Source organism: Gammaproteobacteria bacterium, from assembly GCA_013001575.1.
GTDB lineage: Bacteria > Pseudomonadota > Gammaproteobacteria > Steroidobacterales > JABDMI01 > JABDMI01.
Window position 1 is genome coordinate 18,576 of the sequence record JABDMI010000041.1, and the last position, 19,782, is coordinate 38,357.

Consider the following 19,782-nt stretch of genomic DNA (forward strand, 5'->3'; position numbering starts at 1 on the left):
CATGCAAGTGGCTTTGGTTAAATGCGGCGGGGCAAATTTCGGATCGGTGCAATACGCGCTTGAACGTCTGGGTGTGAATCCGGTAACCACCGACGACGCAACTGTCATCCGTCAGGCCGACAAGGTCATTTTGCCGGGCGTGGGTTCGGCCCAGGCGGCCATGCAACGCATTGCCCAACACGATCTCGCCGAGACTCTTAAAAATCTGCAACAACCCACATTGGCCATTTGCCTGGGCATGCAGATCCTGTGCGAAGCGTCCGAGGAAGGCGATACCAGTTGTTTGGGGATTATTCCGGTCCCGGTGCAAGCGATGCAGGCCCAAGCCGGCCTGCGTATCCCGCACATGGGCTGGAATCAGGTGAGTTATCAAACGGCGCATCCCCTGTTCAAGCAAATTCCCGAGAATGATTACGCTTATTTTGTGCACGCCTACGCGGTTCCGGTCAGCCCATACACTATTGCAACCAGCACTCATGGAGAGCGTTTCAGTGCCGCGTTGGCTTACAAGAACTTTTATGCGGTGCAGTATCATCCTGAACGCTCCGGCAAACACGGTCAACAGTTATTGAAAAATTTTATCGAGATGCAAGCATGAGATTAATTCCAGCGATCGATATTCTGGACGGCAAAGTAGTGCGCTTGCATCAGGGCGATTACGCCGACTCAGTGCAATACAGCAACTCGCCATTGCAGCAGTTGCAGGCTTATGAACAGGCCGGCGCCAAATTGGTGCACATCGTCGATCTGGACGCGGCTAAACAGGGTCGCTTTGTGAATGCACCGGTCATCGGTGAGCTACTCGCTAAGGCGAATGTGCAACTTCAAGTAGCCGGTGGCATTCGTTCACAGACCGACTTTGAACATCGCATGACTCTGGGTATCCAGCGTATTGTGGTGGGAAGTTACGTGGTTACTCACAGCGATGATTTTTGTCGCTGGTTACGCCAATACGACGCCGACAGAATTGTGGCCGCTGTTGATGTGCAAAAAAACCCGCAGGGCGAATACATTCCACGTATCAAAGGCTGGACGGAAGCGGCCAGGATGAGTTTGTTTGAATTACTGGTCAAACTTAGCGCCCACGGCTTACGGCATTTGTTGTGCACCGACATCAGTAAAGACGGGATGTTGAGCGGGCCAAATTTTGACCTGTACGCTGAAATTCAACAACGCCATCCCAATCTGATCGTGCAGGCCTCGGGCGGAGTCTCCAGTCTGCACGACTTGGAACGCTTGCACGACATGGGCATGCACGAATGCATTTCCGGCAAGGCCTTACTCGATGGGCGCATCGATATGCCCACCGCTTTGGCACGCTTTGCAACATGAATACCGCAACTCGACTGGTGTCGCAAACCACCTTGGCCAGACGCATCATTCCGTGTCTGGATGTGGCCGATGGTAAGGTCATCAAGGGTCAGCAGTTTCGCGGTCACAATGTGGTTGGCGAGATTACCGATCTGGCTTTGCGCTACCGCGACGAAGGCGCCGATGAACTGGTGTTCTACGACATCACCGCCAGCCCGCAGCAACGCAGTGTGGACATCAGCTGGGTGGAGAGTGTGGCACGCCTGATCGATATCCCTTTCACGGTGGCGGGTGGCATTCGCAGTGTCGATAAAGCCGAAGCCGTACTCGCTGCCGGCGCCGACAAGATCTCGGTGAATACACCCGTACTGGAAAACCCCGACCTCATCAATGCCCTGGTCGATCGCTTGGGCACACAATGCGTGGTGGTTGGGGTCGACAGTATTGAAGTGACGTCAGAATCCGAGACGGGGCGTGGGCTCATACGTGATTGGTATATCAAGAAGTATACCGGCGACCCGGCCAAAACCGCGGACGCCGGGCGCAAAACCCTGAACTGGGTGCGTGAGGTTGAAGCCCGCGGTGCCGGTGAGATCGTACTGAATTGCATGTCATCAGATGGTATGAAAAATGGCTATGATATCAAACAGTTATCAGAAGTACGTAAAGTAACTTCTCTGCCATTGATCGCCTCGGGTGGTGCCGGCACAATGGCGCATTTCAGTGCGGTGGCCAAGCTCGCCGACGTCGATGGTATGCTTGCGGCCAGTGTATTCCATAACGGAATCATTCCAATCCCCGAATTAAAATCCTATCTGCTTTCGCAAGGTGTGAGTGTACGCCCGGCCTGAGTCTTGAAGTTTTAAACACTTACTAAAACAAGAGAAAAACTATGTCTCAACAAACGCTTCACTCACGCATTGACTGGGATAAAAATGCCGGGTTGGTGCCGGCTATTGTTCAGGATGCGGGCAGTGGTGATGTCTTGATGCTTGGCTATATGAACGCGGATGCTCTGGCCCAAACGCAGGCCAGTGGCATGGTGACTTTCTACAGTCGTAGCAAACAACGCCTGTGGCAAAAAGGCGAAAGCTCCGGGCATGTACTTGAGCTGGTGTCTATTGACCTGGATTGCGATCAAGACACCTTACTGGTCAAGGCACGCCCACAAGGGCCGACCTGTCATACCGGCAACGATACCTGTTTTGGTGAAAAACAGGGATTTTCCAAAGCGGCCGATATCAATCTACTGCTCGAACTGGAAAGTCTGATAAAAAGTCGCAAACAACAACCCGCTACCGGCGGTTATACCTCGAGTTTGTTTGATGCCGGCATAAACCGCATTGCGCAAAAAGTTGGCGAAGAGGGCGTCGAAACTGTGATTGCCGCTTTGGCTGAGGACGATGTGGCCTTCATCAGTGAAGCGTCAGACCTGGTGTATCATTTGATCGTGTTATTGGTTGAAAAAGGTCTGTCCTTGAGTGACGTGTTGCAAGAGCTTAAGCATAGACGCCATTAAAAAATAGACACCATTAAATTGGAGTCAGCTGCAATCAGTCTAAAATAGCTTGTTAAACGTCTATTGCCTCACTTTTTAATGGGTAACAATTCGAGTAATTCCTCGCCGCTATAGGCGGGTGATTTTCCATGTGCAAAAGCTTCTTTGACCAGTTCAACCACGCGTTGATTAACCGGGGCTTTCTTTTTATGTGTTTTGGCTAATTTGATAATGGCGCCATTGATATAGTCTATTTCAGTGCCACGTCCGGCTTGCAGGTCTTCCCACATGGAAGAACGCGCCAAAGGATCGATCTTGATGCGGGTGTTGGCCACCGGAGTAAACAGGAAATTGGGTAAGCGCAATATTTTCAACATTTGTTGCGGTTTGGTTTTACCGATCTTTTCGGGTTTGATATTGGCCACTTTCAGTACAGACATTGCTTCCTCAATGCATGTGGCAAGAATTAGGCGGTAAGTTTTATTGGCTAATTGTTCTTTCAAGGGTCTGCCAGACAAGACATTCAAGGCATTATTCAGGTTGAGTAAAAGCTTGCCCCACAACACGCCGCTGATATTGTCGCTTTGCAGGGTAGGCAAGCCGGCCTGCTTGCATTGTTGTGCAAGCAAACCGGTTTCATAGCTGCGCTCAAAGACCAATTCACCTTCTGTGCCACAATGAAAGTGTCCATTGCCTTTATTGATCACGTTATAGGGAACCATGCCGCATGCTGTTTTCCAGCCGGGCAAATGTATTTTTAACAGATCCGGGTTTTGCACCCCATTTTGTAAACTGACCACAGTGGTTTTTGGGTTCGCTTCCTGCTTGATCTGCAAAATGGCGGTTAGCGTATCCTGACTTTTTACACACAGCAAGATCAGATCGGCTTCACGTAAACATCCCAGGTCGGTGGTGTAGTTAATATCCTCCGCCTTGATCTTGACCTCGGGCAGTTCATAATGACTCAGGGTCAATCCATTGGTCTGGATAACTTTTTGAATGCGTTCCCGACCCAGAAAAGTTACATCTGGATTATGAACCGAAAGTTTGCCACCGACATAACAACCAATGGAGCCGGCTCCGAAAATAACGATTTTCATAAAAATAATACTCGTGGGTTCATGATGTTCTGCGGGTCCAGAGCTTGCTTGAGTTTTCGCATGGTTGCAAGCTTAATCGGGTTGGCGCGTTCGGCCAATTCTTGTTTTTTTAGAATCCCGATACCGTGTTCGGCCGAGATGGAGCCACCCATGTCGCTAACAATGTCATGCACCACACGATTCATACGCTGGGTATTCGAAAGATAAATAGCTTTGTCCATGCCAGGGGGTTGTGAAACATTAAAGTGAATATTGCCATCACCAATATGTCCAAACGGAACCGGTCGGCAGCCGGGCTCCAGGCTAGTGACCGCAATGCTGGCTTTGTGAATGAATTCCGGAATTTTTTCCAGCGGTACACATATATCGTGCTTGATCGAGCCGCCCTCGGGTTTTTGGGCCTCGGATATATGCTCACGTAATTCCAGCAGGGCCTGGGTTTGGGCAAGAGATTCCGCACGGATGGCGTCGACGATCAATTTATTCTGGATCAGATTGGCGATAAAATTTTCAACTTGGGTGGTGGTACCCGCGGTGTGATGAAATTCAAAATGAATCAATAAATACCACGGGTGTTTCTCTGCAAACGGGTTTTTACTTCTGGGAATGTGTCGAGTCACAAAATCCAGGGCGATCTGTGGCAATAACTCGATCATTGATAAGCTTTGACCAAAATTATCCTCACAGGCATGCAGTACTGCAATCGCTTTTTTTACATCAGTGATCGCAAGCAACAGGGTTTCGATATGCTTGGCTTTGGGTATTAATTGTAAACTCGCTGCAGTGATAACACCCAAAGTACCTTCCGCACCAATAAATGTGGAGGTCATATTGTAACCGGTGTTGTCTTTTTTCACCGGCTCCAGTGAGTTGAAAACTGAGCCATCGGCCAATACCACTTCCAGTCCGGTCACCAGATTACGCATACTGCCATAACGGACCACATGCACGCCACCGGCGTTGGTCGAGCACAAGCCGCCGATCGTGGCACTACCTTGTGATGCCAGGGATAAGGGAAATATGGTGTTTTTGGATTCGGCTTTTGCGAGTACGTGTTGCAGTATGCAACCGGATTCAACGGTCATGGATCTGGCAGAGATACTGCGAAATTTATTCAGGCGTTTGCTCGAGAGTAAAACTTCACCCTGGGGGATTTGACCACCCACTAATCCGGTATTGCCTCCTTGTGGCACAATACCCAGACCAAACTCAGAGCAGATCTTTACCGCCTTAACCACTTCTGCGGTGCTGTGGGGAGTCAGCATCAAGGGCGTATGACCTTGCCAGCGATCCCGCCATTCGTGTAAATGCGGGGCAATAAGCTCGGGGTCCTCGGACCAGGATTCAGCCGGAAGTGAGTCTTTCAGTTGTTGAATGCCGGTATTTTTATGGGTGTCGTGCATGAGCTTTTTGGCTTGTGTTTAGTGAATTCTACGCGTACTCTGGATTGACTGATTATAAATGACAATGCATTATTAAAAATGCTTTAAACCGGAGGGAAGATATGACTGAAACGAATAAATTACCAATGTGGTTCTGGGTGGTCGCGGTTTTGGCCTTGATCTGGAATCTGTTAGGTCTTGGCGCATTTCTGTCAACGGCTGTATTGATGTCACCGGAAACCCTAGCAAGCATGTCTCCGGCCGAGCAAGAGCTGTACGCAAACACCCCCAGTTGGGCCAATGTGGCTTTCGGCGTTGCGGTTATTTTGGTGTGCTTGGCAGTATTGGTTTATTGCTGAAACAAGACTGGGCAACACCAGTGTTTGCGATCTCCTTATTAGGCTTGATCGTGCAAATGTTTTACGCCTTTGTATTGAGTAACTCATTCGAGGTTTATGGTGCCCAAGCCGCCGCCATGCCGGGCATGATCTTTGTGGTGTGCGTTTTTCTGATCTATCACTCGCATAAGTCCACCATGAAGGGTTGGTTGACTTGAGCCATATTTTGAGACGAGTTTTGCAACGCGGAGGTTTGTTTGTTTTTTTTTGGCTCTGCTCGGCAGTGCGTGTGCAATGCATTCGAGCGAGCATCAGATTGAACAAACAGCGGACCGAACGGTTTCTGATAAGCCGATTACGTTGAACGATCAGCAACCGAACTGGTATGCATCTTATCTGGAGTTTTTCACACACAATAATGGCTGTTGGAAAACCAGTAATGCAAAATTCCAGAATGAGAATGAAAAAGCCGAGGCTTATGGAAACACTTGGGAATACGCAATTGGCAAAAATGGCAAACGCGGTCGCTTATTTGGCTGGGAGCAAGGAGTGCAAACCCCGGACTTTTGGGAATTCCGTTTGTTTTGGGACGGCGCAAGCGGCCAGGTTGTCACCCAGCAATTTGGACACAATGGAATTGTGGGGCAGGGCAGCTTGATTCAGACTGACATGGGCGTGTATCAACAAGAGCAAACCTTTAGTCTGCCCGACGGGCGTCAATGGCAAGATCGCCATCGTATCGAGATGCTGGATCAGGCCTATCGCACCACGTCGTTTGAGCTGATGAACCAGCAATGGGTCGAGAAGCGTTCTTACCTCTGGAAGCCGTGTCAGTAGGAACGTGTCAGTCGAGATATAAAATTAGAAATTTAAGTTAACTAATTTCAGGGTTGCAGAAAATATCGTACAAAGTTGCGATGATGCGAGACGCTTCCGGGCTGTCGATGGAGTAATAAATAGTCTGGGCCACACGCCGGGTTTTCACGAGACCTTCTTTGCGCATCCGCGCCAGATGCTGTGACAAGGGAGATTGTTGAATGTCCAGCATTTCAGCCAACTGACTGACCGAGTGCTCGCCATCATTTAATTGACACAAGATCATTAAGCGATCTCTATGCGATAGAGTTTTTAATAATCGAGATGCTGTGTCGGCCGCTTTCAGCATTACATCAGGGCTGACCAATGTTTCAGTTGTCATGGTGTCTTGCTTCTTTATCTATAAGTAATATTAAACGAGAATTAACACTTCTGATTTACAAAACCGAAGAGTGTTGGTTCTCTTATACGCGTACTTTCAGTATAACAAAAAAGTGTATGTAACAATAATGTGTCATGCATAAGTCTCTGTAAATTAAAAACAATTCTAGGTAATTTAGTAGCTCTATCCGCAATTACGTAAGTTTAATAAAAAGACACAAAGCACTCATAAGTTATTGAAATAATTGGCTTATACAATTTAATTGTCTCGGGTATTGTTCTAAAAGCGAAACACATTTTTGTCAATTTCCTATATCTGGATCGGGTCACTCTGGCATCGCATTAATATATTCCATTAATTCATAGACCTACGCTAAAACATTTTTTTTGGCATGAAAGTTGCATTGATTTTAGTGATGCTGGAGTTTATTAATTACGAATTTATTGTAAATATGCACTTACGCAAAAACTGACAGAGGACAAGTCAATGAAAGATTCTATGCGGGAAGGTCACATGGGTCAGACTGGGCAAATCATTCTCAATCTATTTTTTACAATTTTATTTACAACCCTGTTCATGGGGTTCAGCCAGATCAGTTTGGCAACCGATGACATCGTATTCAATTTAGACGCACAAGGGCCAGACGATGTGCCGAATCAATCCGATATCTCACAGAGCGGCTTCTCGGACACTCATTTGGTAGCTCCGTTCGATCCATATGATTCTGCATACTACGATGTCTCTTGGACATTTGATGATACCGACAGAACCGGTGCAAATTCGGCCGATGCCTGTGCATTTTTCGATTCCGATGATGCCGGCGGATTTGCTGATTTTGCCATGTGTGCATCCTTTCAGGAAAATGATGCTCAAACCGGCCTGGAGCTGGTCGAAGTTAAGCTCTTTGATTGTAAAAACAGTGAGCCAAAACCCGACGAAGGGGCACGATGCCCGTTTACTGGTGGAGGCGGTGATGGTTCTAATGGAGTGATCGCAAGTGGAACAGCACCTTTTGCTGACCCTAATATAGGAACATTGAACAATAATCCCAATTACGACTCTTTTTGTGTTTTAAATGTCAATGTGCCCGATCCGTTTGCAGGTGTACCAGGTCGTGAAGGCGAGCAAAATCCATTCTTAGATGACGAAGTTGAATGCATTGTTTTTGTGGACGAGATGGTCGAACTAGATACTGATATGCCAAGTGGTATTGAACTCAGCAATGTCTGCAGCTTTACCTCTCTGGATCCCAACTCCGAGCGTAAAGACTGTATTGATATTCCTTCTACCTTGACCATCGTTAAGCAATTGGACAATGGAGCTGATGATATCTTTAATTTTAATTTATCTGAACAACCAGACCCAATTACAATAACTACGGTAAATGGTGAGGGTACGAGTGGTGTACTTACCTTATCGGAAGGTGCCTACAACCTGACTGAAGATTTAACCGGCAATGATGAATGGGAACTTTTGAGTGCTGTGTGTGTAAATGATGATGATGAAGTAACTGATTTATTGTCAACAAATGGCGAATTAACGCTAGACAGTAAAGAGAGTGAGGTGTGTACATTCACCAATTCGTTAATTCCGGATCCTATGATCAAGATTGTAAAAACCGGCATTAAACTGGATGCTGGCGATGGTGATGATGCAGGTGACAGGTTCAAATATGACTTTACGGTCACTAATATCGGTAACGTGACATTGAATCCGGTGTCAGTTGCTGACCCATTAATTAACAATCAATCGGATCAGAATGTTGTTAGCATTGATTGTTTTACAGATCCCGCGACAGATCCCGTAATGTTAGCCCCCAATCCCGATAATCCGAATACGCCCCCTTATCTGGATGGCGATTCAGCAAATTGCACTGCGACTTATCTTTTGACTCAAACTGATCTAGACGATAATGGTAATGGAGTCCCTCCTGACGGTAAAATTTATAATACGGCGACAGCAAGTGGTACGGATCCTGACAATACAGTTGTAACAGACATGGATGATCACATGATCCCGATCGAGCAAACTCCTCTAATGTCCGTGGTGAAATTGTCTGTAACCAAAAGCTTAAATGATGTTGTACCTAAAATAGTGACTTATGATTACACGGTAAGTAATGACGGTAATGTGACCCTGACCGGTGTGGGTATCGATGACGATAATGATAATGATGATGCAAGTTGTACGTCAAACACGATCGCGGTGGGTGGCAGCACAAGTTGTACGGCAACACATACCTTCACTCAAGCCGAATTAGATGCCAACGGTTCACCAACAGCTGACAGTGGTGTCTTATTTAATAAAGTGACCGCATTCAGTAATGAAGCACCCGATGCATTTGATGATTTGAGCATTCCGATCATTTCAATTTTCCTCACCAAGGAACTTAAAAACTTCACTAATGTGGATGGAAGCGTTGATACCAATAACGATCCAACCATCACATTGGGTGATATTTTGTTCTATAAATTTACCGTCACCAATACCGGTAATTTGGAATTGACTCCTAGTGGTACGGTTTTTGTTGAAGACCTGACTTTTGCATTAACCGTTACATGTAATGCTGCAGTCTTGGCACCGGGAGCAAGCACTGATTGTGAAACCACTAACGGGCATGAAGTGACACTCGCTGAAGCCAATGCCGGGCAGGTATTTAATGAAGCCATTGCACGTGGTAAAGATGAATTCGGTCTGATTGTTACTCACACAACACCAGTAGTCATTACCCCGGTTGATGCCGATCCATCAATTGAAATTGTAAAATCGACTAACGGTGTCAGCGCCAGTGATCCTACTGCCGGTGATGCTCCTATTATTGCCATTGGAGGCCAGGTTAACTGGACCTATAAGGTGACCAATACGGGTAATGTGACCATTTCAGATATAGACGTTACTGATGACCAGGGTGTGAGTGTTACCTGTCCAGGAACAACTTTAGAGCCCGATGAAATGATGACCTGCATCGCATCTGGAACGGCTGACAACCTGTTGACTACATCGTTCACAACTATGCAAGGATTATGTGGAATTCATCCAATGACACCATTGTACGAAAATACGGGTACCGCTACGGGAACTGTTACAAACGGTACATTAGAACCAGACAGTGATCTGAGTCATTACTGTAATCCACAAATCGCCGAATTGACGTTGCTGAAAACGGTGATTAAGGATAATGGTGGTATAGCTTTGGATACTGACTTCACTTTAACAGCCACTGGACCGACTATAAGCTCAGGTGTTGAGGGTGATTCGTCTATTACAGATGCAACTGTAGTTATAGGTAACTATGTATTGAGTGAAAGCAGTGTGTCTAACTACACCTATGAGAGTCTGTCTTGTGCCAATGCAACAGCTGGTGGTACGGATGTCAGTGGTGTAAGCAAAGCGAGTCCAGATCTCTTGTTATATACAACTGATGATGTGACCTGTACCTTCACCAACAGCGACGATGCACCGAAATTGACCTTAGTCAAAGTAGTTGAAAATGGCGCTAATCCTGGTGGAACTGCTCTTGCAAACGACTGGACGCTGACGGCAACCGGCCCAACCGGATTCTCGGGTATGACCGGCGTCATGAGTAATGCGAGCTTCGACCAAGGCAGCTACGATCTGTCCGAGTCCGGTCCCGATGGCTATGTGGCCAGTGACTGGGTCTGCTCGGGTGGTCAGGTCGACGGCGACACGGTCAGTGTCGGATTAGGAGATGACATCACCTGTACTATCACGAATACGGCCAAAGGCATGGTGATGGTCAATAAAACTTCATCAGGTCAACCTGCTGCAGGATTTAACTTCGAGATCAGACAGGGCGCGTCGATATCAGCTGAGGGTAACGTTCTCGCCAGTGACACGACTGATGCAAATGGCGAGGCCGACTTTGGTGGTCTGAAACTAGTACCGGGAACCTACCAATTATGCGAAACCGGCATGATGCCTGGCTGGAGCAATACGATCGACGGCTTCACGCCACTCGGCGCAACGCCGGAGGGTGGTGATAACAGTACCGAGTGCATCGACTTTGAGTTAAGCGTCGGTGAGACTGAGGTGTTTAATGTCAATAACATACCGCCACCTGAAGGTGACGCACGCACGATTGGTTTCTGGAAAAACTGGACTTCGTGTGACGGTAATGGCAATCAGGATGCCGTTCTCGATGCCAACCTTTCAGTAACACTAGGGCTTGGCATTCAGAACTCGATTTATGTTGTTGACACTTGCCCGATTGCGGTCGATCTTCTCGATAAACGTAAAGTCAAAAATGAGGATGTGGTTAGGGATGGCAAGAAATCAGCAGGTGATCCGATCTACAACATGGTCGCTCAGCTGGTAGCGGCGAAGCTCAATATCAATGCTACGGCAGGCACCTGTCAGGCGCTAATAGATGCGATCGATGCAGCTGATGCGCTCTTGGATGAAGTTGGATTTGATGGCAATCAAACCTACAAACCCAAAGGGAAAAATAAGGGCGCTATGGTCGCCGGCATTGAAGAGGCTAATTACTTAGGAGGTATACTCGACGCATACAACAACAATGTGTTGTGTAATTAGCGCATTCGATTATTTAATTGATAAATATAGGCGAGCCCTAGATTCTTAGGGCTCGTTTTTTATTTTGTTAAACATTTATATCAGAATTATGAAAAGAGCAATGACTGCTTAATCAGCGAAATAAATTTCAGAAATTTATATTTGTGATTTTTTATGAGTATTTTCTGATCTGGAAAATTCCTAAATAATAAATTACTATGTCATCATTCTTTAATAAGAGTTTTTTCAGTTACAATGCACGCTCTTTTAGAAATGAATTGAAAACCAATGCCTACAGCCACAATAAATAACATCGAGCTAGCCTATGAGGTCAAAGGCGACCTGAATAAGCCGGTCATACTCTTGATCCACGGCCTGAGTATGTCCATCCCGGCCTGGCCGCCGGCCTTTTTACGCGCTTTGCGCGATGCCGGTTTCACATTGCTTTTGTTTGATAATCGCGACATGGGGCATTCGCAAAAATTCACTGCAGCGGGGGTGCCCAATTTCGCCTGGCAGTTATTGAAAAGTAAAATGGGACTACCGGTCAAAACGGTGTATTCCCTCAAGGATATGTCGGATGATGCCTGTGCCTTGCTGGAACATTTGCAGATTGACAAAGCGCATGTGCTGGGGGTGTCCATGGGCGGCATGATCGCACAACAAATGGCCATCGATCATCCAGAGAAACTCTTGAGTCTGACCTCGATCATGTCAACCACGGGTAAGCGCGGTTTGCCCGGTCCGAAAAAAGAAGTCGTCACCCATTTTATGAGTAGGCCCGAATCCAGTTCGTTTGCAGACAGACTGAAATTCTCGATTCGTACCTGGGAATTAATAGGTAGTCCGGATTACCCGATTGACCCCGAGGTTACCGAGATGTTTGTGAAAAATTTACTCGAGCGCGGCATGCCACGTGACGGAACCGCCCGACAAATGCTGGCCATCGCGGCCTCCACCAAACGCCGTAAAGGCCTGGAGCAAGTGGATATTCCCAGTCTGGTTATTCATGGCAAAGATGATCCGCTGGTGCGGGTTGAGTGCGGCATCGATACCGCCGATGCCATTCCGAATGCCCGCTTGGAGCTTGTTGACGGCATGGGACACGACCTGCCACAGGAATTGATCCCGCGTATCTCAAACCTGATTGTCGAGCATGTGACAAACGTATCGGTCTGAATAGGCTATTTGGTGTCCCACCAGGGGTAAAATTCGGGCATGTCGGTTGAGGCTTTGGAAGTGTATTGCGGTTTGCGTTTTTCCAGAAAAGCCGCCACACCTTCTTTGCCATCCTCCAGACTTTGATAAAAAATTGCCAATGAGTCCACTTTGTGCGCGTCTAGCGGGTGGGGCTGGGCGGCATTGCGATACATCATTTGGCGGGTCAGGGCGATGGCCACCGGTGAGTGATCACTAATGCGTCGCGCAATCTTATACGCGGCTTCAAGCAAATCTTGCGGTGCGTGCACCGATTTGACAAAACGGCACTCTTTTAATTCGTCGGCGCCAATAATGTCACCGCTGTAACACCATTCCAGCGCTTGCGAGACACCCACAATACGCGGCAAGAACCAGCTGGAAGCCGCTTCGGGTGTGATGCCGATCTTGTTGAACACAAAACCGACCTTGGCTTTTTCCGAGGCCAGTCGAATGTCCATGGCACAGGCCATGGTGGCCCCGATGCCGACGGCGGCACCATTGATGGCGGCAATTACCGGCTTTTTGCACTCGTAAATTGCCAGGGTCACTTTACCGCCGGTGTCACGCACCCCGTTCTCGATCTCCGGTTCGTGCAATCTAAAATCCATGTCGGCCATACTCGGCTTGAGGTCTTCATTCAAACCAAAAACATTTCCGTCTACGGAAAGATCCATGCCAGCACAAAATGCCTTGCCCGATCCGGTCACCACAATGGCACGTACCTCGTCATCGTCACTGGCACGCTCAAATGCATGAATCAATTCCTGCGACATCTCCACGGTAAAGGCATTCATATTATCCGGACGATGCAGGCTTAAAGTGAGAATGTGTTCATTCACGTCGTACTTAAGTGTGTTGTAGTTCATACAAGGTCCAGGGTTGTAAATTTCTATTTAATTTTATATTTAGTTAAGTTTTAGTGACACGATAGCAATGCGATTCCTATGGCTTGCTCACCGGAACTGCTGTAAAACAAGTATAGCTCACCAACAGAGTCCTCGAACACGTAGGGATCGCGCAGTTCGTGCACGGCTTCACCACTTTCGCCACTTTCACACTCTTCGCCACGCAAGGAAGACTTAATACTAATAACAGTCACTTAAGAAAAGTTTTGCATAGTAACTTTAACATCAGTTGTTAGGCGCGCGCGGCAATCTGAGTCACGATCTCTTGATGCCGCTGTTGGGTTAGTCCATAGCGGTTCGAGATCAATATAGTTGCGAGAAACATCAGTAAGCACACGGGTCCCGCCAGTATGGCCAGATCGGTAATGGTGCCGGGATCGACATCTCTGGGATCGGCCTGTTTCGGGAATTTAATGATGTCGAGGGACAGACCGGCAAAAAAGGCACCCAAACCGTAACTGGCTTTGGTGCAGAAGGCCCGGGCCGCAAAAAACAATCCTTCTTCACGTCGACCCGTGAGTAACTCGTTCTCGTCAATGGTATCGGTGATCATGGAATCGATCATGATCACATAGGCGATAAAAAAGGCATTACCAAAACCGTTACACACAAACACAAAAATCAGTTTTTGATCCAGGTTCATAAAATCCAACCCAAACAGCAAATACACAATTAATGGTGCGAAGGCGATGGATGCGCCCAGAAAAATTGATACCGCCAGGGTGTTTTTTTTGCCAATGCGTTTGGAAACCAGTTGTGCGATCCAGGGCGCACAAATAACACTAATGACCAGGGCCAGGGTCAGAAAAGCAAAATATTTGGAGTCGAAGCCATACACGTAGGTTGCCACATAGATCAGCAAGGCCTGTATCACGCCCGCCATGATATTAAACAACAGATTGGCCGAAAAGATCACACGAAATGAATCCAGTTTCAAGGCCTTGAACACATCGATCACGGCAAATAGCGGATTGCGTTTGTCGCTTGTTGCTGCGGGCTGTTTGAGTAAGGGGATGGTGCTGCGGGTTGTGAAGGCCGACAGTAACATCGCTAAACCACCGACCACGCCACATAATAATCCCAGCATTGGGTAACCGTCGGGATTGAGCATGCCGTTGGGATAGGCTTCTGTGTTTTTCAAAAATGTCATCAATACAATGATGGATAAACTCAGGATTGCGGTGTAGGTAAAAAATACCCGGTATCCGATCAGTGAGGTGCGTTCGTGGTAATCGTCACTTAGCTCGGCACCCAGGGCAAGATGCGGCACAAAAAACACCGTCAACATCAAACGCAGTGTCACTGCCCAGAAAACCATCCAGGCAAATAATGCATAGGTCGAAAGTCCGGAAACCGGCGTGAACAAGGCGTACATCGCGATTGCGAAAGGCAGGGCACCGGCGAACATGAAAGGATGACGACGACCCCATTTGGATCGGAAGCGGTCTGAGATCTGGCCCATCATTGGATCGGTGATGGCATCCACCGCCAGAGCGATCAGGGCAGCAAGGCCTGCCAGGGTGGCCGGCAAACCCAAGACCTGATTGTAATAAAACAACAAAAAGGTATTAAATGCGGCTTGTTTGGCGCCGTCCGCGGCTTGCCCGATGCCATATCCCAGTTTGATGCCTACACGCATATTAAGCCCGAAAAGTTGTTGTTAAGTCATTTAAGATTTTACACCCAATACCCGATTGTACGTGTCGGACACGTGAATGGTGATTCCATATTTTATTTACAGGAGTCGTTGTATTTTAACTGTTGAATGCGAGTCACTGCAGCCAGCGTCTGAATTGCATCTTCCGGACGATCCACATACCAGGGTGATGCCGAGGTCAGGGACAGATTATCTGCTTGAAACAGTGACAGCATTCTTTTGTGTCATTTATCAGACTTGTAAGGCAGCCATGGCTTTCATAATGAATTTTTCGGTTTGCTTGCCACCGTGGGCCAATTCCGCTTGATTGCTGATGTCGCAAATGCCATCCATGTTTTTCACAATATTTTCCGGCGTTTGCTGGTCGGGTTTGAGGTAAATGCCGTCGGTCTCGAACAAACGGGTACTGGCATAGCCTCCGGCACCGGCACACAGGATCATGCGATTCGGTGCCTGATCATGACACAAGGTCAGCAAGCCGGCGGTGACCGATTCAATGGTCATTAATTTAAAGGCTTCTTCCGGGATCAGGCCTTCAGTCATGCGGGTGGCGGCAGTTGGGGAAAGCGCATTGACTTTGATATTGTTTTTCGCGCCTTCCAGAACTAATGTATTCATGAGACCGAGCACCGCCATTTTTGCCGCACCGTAATTGCTTTGTCCAAAATTACCGTACATGCCACTGGAGGATGTGGTTACAACAATACGGCCGTAATTCTGGTCACGCATGATTTGCCACACGGCCTTGCAGCAGTTAACCGTTCCCATCAAATGCACATCCATAACCAGTTTGAAGTCATCCAGCTCCATTTTGGCAAAAGTCTTGTCTCGCAAGATCCCGGCGTTATTCACCAGAATGTCTACGCGGCCCCATTTTTGCATGGCTTGTGCAACCATATCTTGCACTTGCTCGAAATCGGCAACATTAGCGGGATGCGCAAAGGCTTGACCGCCATTTTGTTTGATCAGGGCGACCACTTCTTCTGCTGCGGTACTATTCGAACCCGCACCGGTGACATCACCGCCGAGGTCGTTTACCACGACTTTCGCGCCACGCTCGGCCAGTGCCAAAGCGTGTGAACGTCCCAGACCATTTCCGGCGCCGGTAACAATGGCAACTTGATCTTTAAAATCTATTTTCATAATATTTTCTTTCGTGTGTTTAGGGTTTTGTGTATTTTGAATTTCGTGTTTTTGGGCTAATAATATTTATTTCACCATTTGCATGGTTAACCACTCGGCCATGAGTGCCGGTTTGTCTTCGCCTTCGATCTCAATGGTCACTTCCATGCGAAAAGCAAAAGTTCCGGGCTTTTTCTCTTTGATCTCGATGACTTTGCCATGCCCGCGAATGCGTTTGCCGCTGCGGACCGGGGCGATAAAGCGTACTTTGTCAAAACCGTAATTTACCCCCATGTAACAGCCGTCGATCAACAAGGCAAAGGACTCGGAAAAATACGACAACATGGATAAACTTAAAAAGCCGTGAGCGATGGTGCCGCCGAACGGGGTTTGAGCGGCTTTTTCCGGGTCTACATGAATGAATTGCTCATCCAGAGTACATTTTGCAAATGTGTCTATCTGATCCTGCGTCACGGTAAACCAGTCGCTTGGCAGTGTTTCAATTTCAGAGTAATTCTGTGCTTGTTCTTTTGTAATGGTTTTCATGCTAGTGTTCCGATAGACTTGGCGAGCAATGCATCATAACCGCTCAGTGACTGACTGTCATTCTGATAAGCGCTAATTAAGCCAGAGACCCAATATAGGAAAAATATGAAAGTTCTATTTAAATTACTTATTGGTCTACTCGGCTTGTTTGCTTTTTTATTGCTCAGTCTTTATTTCCTTGGTTCGAGCAGAGTCAGTCCTGTTGCATGGGAACCTGCACCTCTACCAGGATTGAAGGGTGATTTTGCCCCGAACGAAAAACTACGCAAAGCAAAACATATCCTAAAAAATATCGGTATAGGTCCCGAAGATATCACTCGCGGATCAGACGGGTTTTTCTTTACAGGCTTGGAGGACGGGCGCATTGTGCGTTTTAAGCCAGATGGAATATATGAAGAATTTGTCAATACCGGAGGGCGTCCACTGGGCATGCACTTTGACCGTGTTGGGAACCTGATCGTTGCCGATGCCGATAAAGGCTTGTTGTCGATCTCGCCAAACAAAACCATAACAGTGTTAACCGATTCAGTGGCCGGTGAAAAAATGATCTTTGTAGATGATCTGGATATTGCCTCCGATGGCACCATCTGGTTCTCCGACGCCAGTACAATTTTTAATTTTCAAACAACTTTTTATAATTTTATCGAAGGCAGTCATACGGGACGCTTGTTAAGTTATTCGCCAGCGACTCAAAAGACCACGGTACACATGGACAATCTGTTTTTTGCCAATGGTGTTGCGCTTTCTGCAAACGAAGAATTTGTACTGGTTAACGAGACGGGCACGGGGCGGATCCATCGTTTATGGCTCAAAGGGAATAAAAAAGGCACAAAGGATCAGTTTCACCCGGGATTGGCTGGAAATCCGGATAATATTTCGTTTAATGGCAAGGATACATTTTGGGTCGCTTTGCCAGCCGTTCGCATGAAGATAAATGACGCTATGGCTGACAAACCCTTTGTACGCACTATTTTGGCCGGACTGCCATTGAGTTGGATTCAAGCCGATACGCATTACGGTTTTATCGTTGGATTGGACATGCAAGGCAATGTCACCCACAATTTTCAGGACCCCGATGGCAAATGCAGCAGTATCACCAGCGTGAATCAGTTCGGTAACACGCTTTATCTGGGCAGTTTGAACATGCAAGCGGCCTGTACGCTGGAGTTAAACTAGTACATAAATTATGAAATCATTTTTATTCAGTACAGTGCCAGACACACATGTTGGGCCAGGCTCAGTTTCTAAATTGGGCGACATTGCCGATGAATTGAATTTAAAGAATTTGTTATTGGTCTCGGACCCCGGCATACAAAAAGCCGGACTATTGGAGGTCGCATTAACTAGCCTAGCCAGTAAAAATATCACAGTATCCTTGTTTGTGGATGTAGAGGCGGATCCGTCTGACAAGATCATCCAACAAGGCTTTGAGCAACTTAAACGGGACAATTGTGATGGCGTGATCGGTTTGGGTGGTGGCAGCTCCATGGATGTTGCCAAAGTTATCGCCGTGCTGGCCAAAGAGCAACAAGTACTTGCCGAAATTTACGGCGTAGACAACATCCGCAGTGGCCGTCTTCCACTCATACAAATACCGACCACTGCAGGAACCGGATCGGAGGCGACCATGGTATCGGTTGTGACTACCGGTGAGACCACCAAATCGGGCGTGGTCAGTCGCAGCTTATTAGGGGATGCGATAATTCTGGATCCCGAACTCACCTTGGGTTTGCCTGCACACATAACGGCAGCCACCGGTATCGATGCCATGGTGCACGCGATCGAGTCTTTTACCAGTGTGCGCCTGAAGAATCCTATTTCCGATATGTTGGCAAAAGAAGCCTTGCGCTTGTTGTCGGGCTCAATACGAGTCGCCGTTAAAGACGGCAGTAATGTAAAAGCTCGTAGCGATATGTTGTTAGGTGCAATGTACGCCGGGCAAGCTTTCGCCAATGCCCCGGTAGCTGCGGTACATGCTTTGGCGTATCCATTGGGCGGCTATTATCACATCCCTCACGGTCTGAGCAACTCTTTGGTGCTGCCACACGTGTTGCGCTTTAATGGTCGCGATGCCGATGATCTGTACGCTGAACTGGTGCCATGTATTTCCGATTGCCAACCAAATTCGGCTGAACATGTGTCGCAGCCGGCTGAAATGATGGCTGAGTATTTTCTTGAATTAGCCAAAGACCTTGGCATTCCTACAACTTTACAAGCCATGAATATTGAAAAGGGCGATCTCGACATGTTAGCTGAAGCGGGTATGCAACAACAAAGATTGCTCATTAATAACCCGCGTGAAGTGAGCTATGCTGACGCTCAAGCAATTTATAACGCCGCTTACTGAATTGTCGTGAATAAATAATATGAAAAATATTCCAAAAAAACAAGACTATCGTTATTTTGTGGATGTCACTACACGTTGGATGGATAACGATATTTACGGCCATGTAAATAATGCTACTTATTATTCGTATTTTGATACAGCTGCCAACAAATATTTGATCGATAAATGTGAATTGGATATTCAAAACTCCGATACCGTCGGATTCGTTGTTGCATCCTCGTGCGAGTATCATGCACCGATCGCGTACCCGGATAAACTTGCTGTAGGAGTCCGGGTAGGAAAGCTGGGAAATTCTTCGGTGACTTACGCAATCGGGATTTTTAAACAGAATTCAGATCAGGCTGTCGCACATGGCAATTTTACCCACGTGTTCGTGGATCGCGCGAGTGGGCAATCCACTCCGATTCCTGAAAATATTCGTAATGCATTGATTGCGATCTTGGAGAAATAATTCAAATTAAATTTTTTTGGGATGAAAATTATTCACAAGTTGAACAGCTGCATTTGCTCATTAAGTTCAATCAATCACCACAATTGGCGCAAATTTCCTATAAACAATCAATGAAGAGCGATACTTGCTTATATATTTTACAAATACTGTATTCAATGAAGAATTGAATTATGAAACATCTATAAATGGTTTAA

21 protein-coding genes are annotated in these 19,782 nt (G+C 47.1%); 12 read left to right on the forward strand and 9 right to left on the reverse strand.

What is annotated here, in order from left to right:
• Position 1: 1 nt before the first annotated feature.
• From hisH to HKN88_03970, 4 genes are read left to right on the forward strand one after another with little or no spacing between them, the layout of a single operon-like run.
• Positions 2-598: an imidazole glycerol phosphate synthase subunit HisH gene (gene hisH, locus HKN88_03955; GenBank protein NNC97207.1), complete on the forward strand. Its 597-nt coding sequence runs from the start codon at positions 2-4 to the stop codon at positions 596-598.
• A complete protein-coding gene (hisA, locus tag HKN88_03960; protein ID NNC97208.1) occupies positions 595-1,332 on the forward strand; it encodes a 1-(5-phosphoribosyl)-5-[(5-phosphoribosylamino)methylideneamino]imidazole-4-carboxamide isomerase in 738 nt (245 codons plus the stop codon). Before hisH ends, hisA begins: the two co-directional genes overlap by 4 nt.
• Complete coding sequence (hisF, locus tag HKN88_03965; GenBank protein ID NNC97209.1) at positions 1,329-2,162, forward strand: imidazole glycerol phosphate synthase subunit HisF; 834 nt, start codon at positions 1,329-1,331, stop codon at positions 2,160-2,162. The genes hisA and hisF overlap by 4 nt, the downstream gene beginning before the upstream one ends.
• A 41-nt stretch (positions 2,163-2,203) precedes the next feature.
• Positions 2,204-2,830 (forward strand): bifunctional phosphoribosyl-AMP cyclohydrolase/phosphoribosyl-ATP diphosphatase HisIE, encoded by a 627-nt coding sequence (locus HKN88_03970; protein ID NNC97210.1) that lies wholly within the window; start codon positions 2,204-2,206, stop codon positions 2,828-2,830.
• A 68-nt stretch (positions 2,831-2,898) separates the two neighbouring features.
• Here HKN88_03970 and HKN88_03975 read toward each other — a convergent pair whose 3' ends face one another.
• Together HKN88_03975 and HKN88_03980 are read right to left on the reverse strand one after the other, a co-directional pair.
• On the reverse strand, positions 2,899-3,909 hold the full coding sequence (locus HKN88_03975) for a 2-dehydropantoate 2-reductase (protein ID NNC97211.1): 1,011 nt from the start codon (positions 3,907-3,909) through the stop codon (positions 2,899-2,901).
• Positions 3,906-5,312, reverse strand: a complete 1,407-nt coding sequence (locus HKN88_03980; protein NNC97212.1) for an FAD-binding oxidoreductase — start codon at positions 5,310-5,312, stop codon at positions 3,906-3,908. Before HKN88_03980 ends, HKN88_03975 begins: the two co-directional genes overlap by 4 nt.
• 101 nt (positions 5,313-5,413) lie before the next feature.
• Between HKN88_03980 and HKN88_03985 the strand changes: the two genes are divergently transcribed.
• The 3 genes from HKN88_03985 (at position 5,414) to HKN88_03995 (ending at position 6,466) form a co-directional block, all read left to right on the forward strand.
• The gene (locus HKN88_03985) at positions 5,414-5,650 is read left to right on the forward strand and encodes a hypothetical protein (GenBank protein ID NNC97213.1); all 237 of its coding nucleotides are present in this window, start codon (positions 5,414-5,416) and stop codon (positions 5,648-5,650) included.
• The gene (locus tag HKN88_03990; GenBank protein ID NNC97214.1) at positions 5,644-5,847 is read left to right on the forward strand and encodes a hypothetical protein; all 204 of its coding nucleotides are present in this window, start codon (positions 5,644-5,646) and stop codon (positions 5,845-5,847) included. The genes HKN88_03985 and HKN88_03990 overlap by 7 nt, the downstream gene beginning before the upstream one ends.
• A gap of 142 nt (positions 5,848-5,989) precedes the next feature.
• A complete protein-coding gene (locus HKN88_03995) occupies positions 5,990-6,466 on the forward strand; it encodes a hypothetical protein (GenBank protein NNC97215.1) in 477 nt (158 codons plus the stop codon).
• Between the two features lie 37 nt (positions 6,467-6,503).
• Here HKN88_03995 and HKN88_04000 read toward each other — a convergent pair whose 3' ends face one another.
• Positions 6,504-6,794: a winged helix-turn-helix transcriptional regulator gene (locus tag HKN88_04000; protein NNC97216.1), complete on the reverse strand. Its 291-nt coding sequence runs from the start codon at positions 6,792-6,794 to the stop codon at positions 6,504-6,506.
• A 519-nt stretch (positions 6,795-7,313) separates the two neighbouring features.
• On the opposite strand from HKN88_04000, the gene HKN88_04005 reads away from it, so the two are divergent.
• Positions 7,314-11,381: a prealbumin-like fold domain-containing protein gene (locus HKN88_04005; GenBank protein ID NNC97217.1), complete on the forward strand. Its 4,068-nt coding sequence runs from the start codon at positions 7,314-7,316 to the stop codon at positions 11,379-11,381.
• Positions 11,382-11,648: 267 nt separating this feature from the next.
• The gene (locus HKN88_04010) at positions 11,649-12,539 is read left to right on the forward strand and encodes an alpha/beta hydrolase (GenBank protein ID NNC97218.1); all 891 of its coding nucleotides are present in this window, start codon (positions 11,649-11,651) and stop codon (positions 12,537-12,539) included.
• A 5-nt stretch (positions 12,540-12,544) separates the two neighbouring features.
• On the opposite strand, the gene HKN88_04015 is transcribed toward HKN88_04010, so the two are convergent.
• The 6 genes from HKN88_04015 to HKN88_04040 form a co-directional block, all read right to left on the reverse strand.
• A complete protein-coding gene (locus HKN88_04015) occupies positions 12,545-13,426 on the reverse strand; it encodes a crotonase/enoyl-CoA hydratase family protein (protein ID NNC97219.1) in 882 nt (293 codons plus the stop codon).
• A 50-nt stretch (positions 13,427-13,476) separates the two neighbouring features.
• A complete protein-coding gene (locus HKN88_04020; GenBank protein ID NNC97220.1) occupies positions 13,477-13,659 on the reverse strand; it encodes a hypothetical protein in 183 nt (60 codons plus the stop codon).
• Between the two features lie 38 nt (positions 13,660-13,697).
• Positions 13,698-15,104, reverse strand: a complete 1,407-nt coding sequence (locus tag HKN88_04025) for an MFS transporter (GenBank protein ID NNC97221.1) — start codon at positions 15,102-15,104, stop codon at positions 13,698-13,700.
• Positions 15,105-15,196: 92 nt separating this feature from the next.
• Positions 15,197-15,337 carry a hypothetical protein gene (locus tag HKN88_04030; GenBank protein NNC97222.1) on the reverse strand — a complete coding sequence of 47 codons (141 nt, stop codon included), beginning with the start codon at positions 15,335-15,337 and terminating at the stop codon, positions 15,197-15,199.
• A 16-nt stretch (positions 15,338-15,353) separates the two neighbouring features.
• Positions 15,354-16,265, reverse strand: a complete 912-nt coding sequence (locus HKN88_04035; GenBank protein NNC97223.1) for an SDR family NAD(P)-dependent oxidoreductase — start codon at positions 16,263-16,265, stop codon at positions 15,354-15,356.
• A 66-nt stretch (positions 16,266-16,331) separates the two neighbouring features.
• Entirely contained in the window at positions 16,332-16,790 is a 459-nt protein-coding gene (locus HKN88_04040; protein ID NNC97224.1) for a MaoC family dehydratase, read from the reverse strand.
• A 105-nt stretch (positions 16,791-16,895) separates the two neighbouring features.
• On the opposite strand from HKN88_04040, the gene HKN88_04045 reads away from it, so the two are divergent.
• The 3 genes from HKN88_04045 to HKN88_04055 are packed head-to-tail and all read left to right on the forward strand — an operon-like array spanning position 16,896 to position 19,588.
• Positions 16,896-17,966 (forward strand): SMP-30/gluconolactonase/LRE family protein, encoded by a 1,071-nt coding sequence (locus tag HKN88_04045; protein ID NNC97225.1) that lies wholly within the window; start codon positions 16,896-16,898, stop codon positions 17,964-17,966.
• 10 nt (positions 17,967-17,976) lie between these two features.
• Positions 17,977-19,137, forward strand: a complete 1,161-nt coding sequence (locus HKN88_04050; protein NNC97226.1) for an iron-containing alcohol dehydrogenase — start codon at positions 17,977-17,979, stop codon at positions 19,135-19,137.
• A gap of 19 nt (positions 19,138-19,156) precedes the next feature.
• The gene (locus HKN88_04055; protein ID NNC97227.1) at positions 19,157-19,588 is read left to right on the forward strand and encodes an acyl-CoA thioesterase; all 432 of its coding nucleotides are present in this window, start codon (positions 19,157-19,159) and stop codon (positions 19,586-19,588) included.
• The last annotated feature ends 194 nt before the right edge of the window (positions 19,589-19,782 follow it).

What these genes read in the sequence shown, in the direction of transcription:
- HKN88_04015 (NNC97219.1), bottom strand. Translation starts at nt 13,426, where the DNA reads ATGAACTACAACACACTTAAGTACGACGTGAATGAACACATTCTCACT.
- HKN88_04000 (NNC97216.1), bottom strand. Translation starts at nt 6,794, where the DNA reads ATGCTGAAAGCGGCCGACACAGCATCTCGATTATTAAAAACTCTATCG.
- HKN88_04025 (NNC97221.1), bottom strand. Translation starts at nt 15,104, where the DNA reads ATGCGTGTAGGCATCAAACTGGGATATGGCATCGGGCAAGCCGCGGAC.
- HKN88_04010 (NNC97218.1), top strand. Translation starts at nt 11,649, where the DNA reads ATGCCTACAGCCACAATAAATAACATCGAGCTAGCCTATGAGGTCAAA.
- hisA (NNC97208.1), top strand. Translation starts at nt 595, where the DNA reads ATGAGATTAATTCCAGCGATCGATATTCTGGACGGCAAAGTAGTGCGC.
- HKN88_03975 (NNC97211.1), bottom strand. Translation starts at nt 3,909, where the DNA reads ATGAAAATCGTTATTTTCGGAGCCGGCTCCATTGGTTGTTATGTCGGT.
- HKN88_04055 (NNC97227.1), top strand. Translation starts at nt 19,157, where the DNA reads ATGAAAAATATTCCAAAAAAACAAGACTATCGTTATTTTGTGGATGTC.
- HKN88_03980 (NNC97212.1), bottom strand. Translation starts at nt 5,312, where the DNA reads ATGCACGACACCCATAAAAATACCGGCATTCAACAACTGAAAGACTCA.
- HKN88_04030 (NNC97222.1), bottom strand. Translation starts at nt 15,337, where the DNA reads ATGCTGTCACTGTTTCAAGCAGATAATCTGTCCCTGACCTCGGCATCA.
- hisH (NNC97207.1), top strand. Translation starts at nt 2, where the DNA reads ATGCAAGTGGCTTTGGTTAAATGCGGCGGGGCAAATTTCGGATCGGTG.
- HKN88_04040 (NNC97224.1), bottom strand. Translation starts at nt 16,790, where the DNA reads ATGAAAACCATTACAAAAGAACAAGCACAGAATTACTCTGAAATTGAA.
- HKN88_04045 (NNC97225.1), top strand. Translation starts at nt 16,896, where the DNA reads ATGAAAGTTCTATTTAAATTACTTATTGGTCTACTCGGCTTGTTTGCT.
- HKN88_03985 (NNC97213.1), top strand. Translation starts at nt 5,414, where the DNA reads ATGACTGAAACGAATAAATTACCAATGTGGTTCTGGGTGGTCGCGGTT.
- HKN88_03970 (NNC97210.1), top strand. Translation starts at nt 2,204, where the DNA reads ATGTCTCAACAAACGCTTCACTCACGCATTGACTGGGATAAAAATGCC.
- HKN88_04005 (NNC97217.1), top strand. Translation starts at nt 7,314, where the DNA reads ATGAAAGATTCTATGCGGGAAGGTCACATGGGTCAGACTGGGCAAATC.
- hisF (NNC97209.1), top strand. Translation starts at nt 1,329, where the DNA reads ATGAATACCGCAACTCGACTGGTGTCGCAAACCACCTTGGCCAGACGC.
- HKN88_04035 (NNC97223.1), bottom strand. Translation starts at nt 16,265, where the DNA reads ATGAAAATAGATTTTAAAGATCAAGTTGCCATTGTTACCGGCGCCGGA.
- HKN88_04050 (NNC97226.1), top strand. Translation starts at nt 17,977, where the DNA reads ATGAAATCATTTTTATTCAGTACAGTGCCAGACACACATGTTGGGCCA.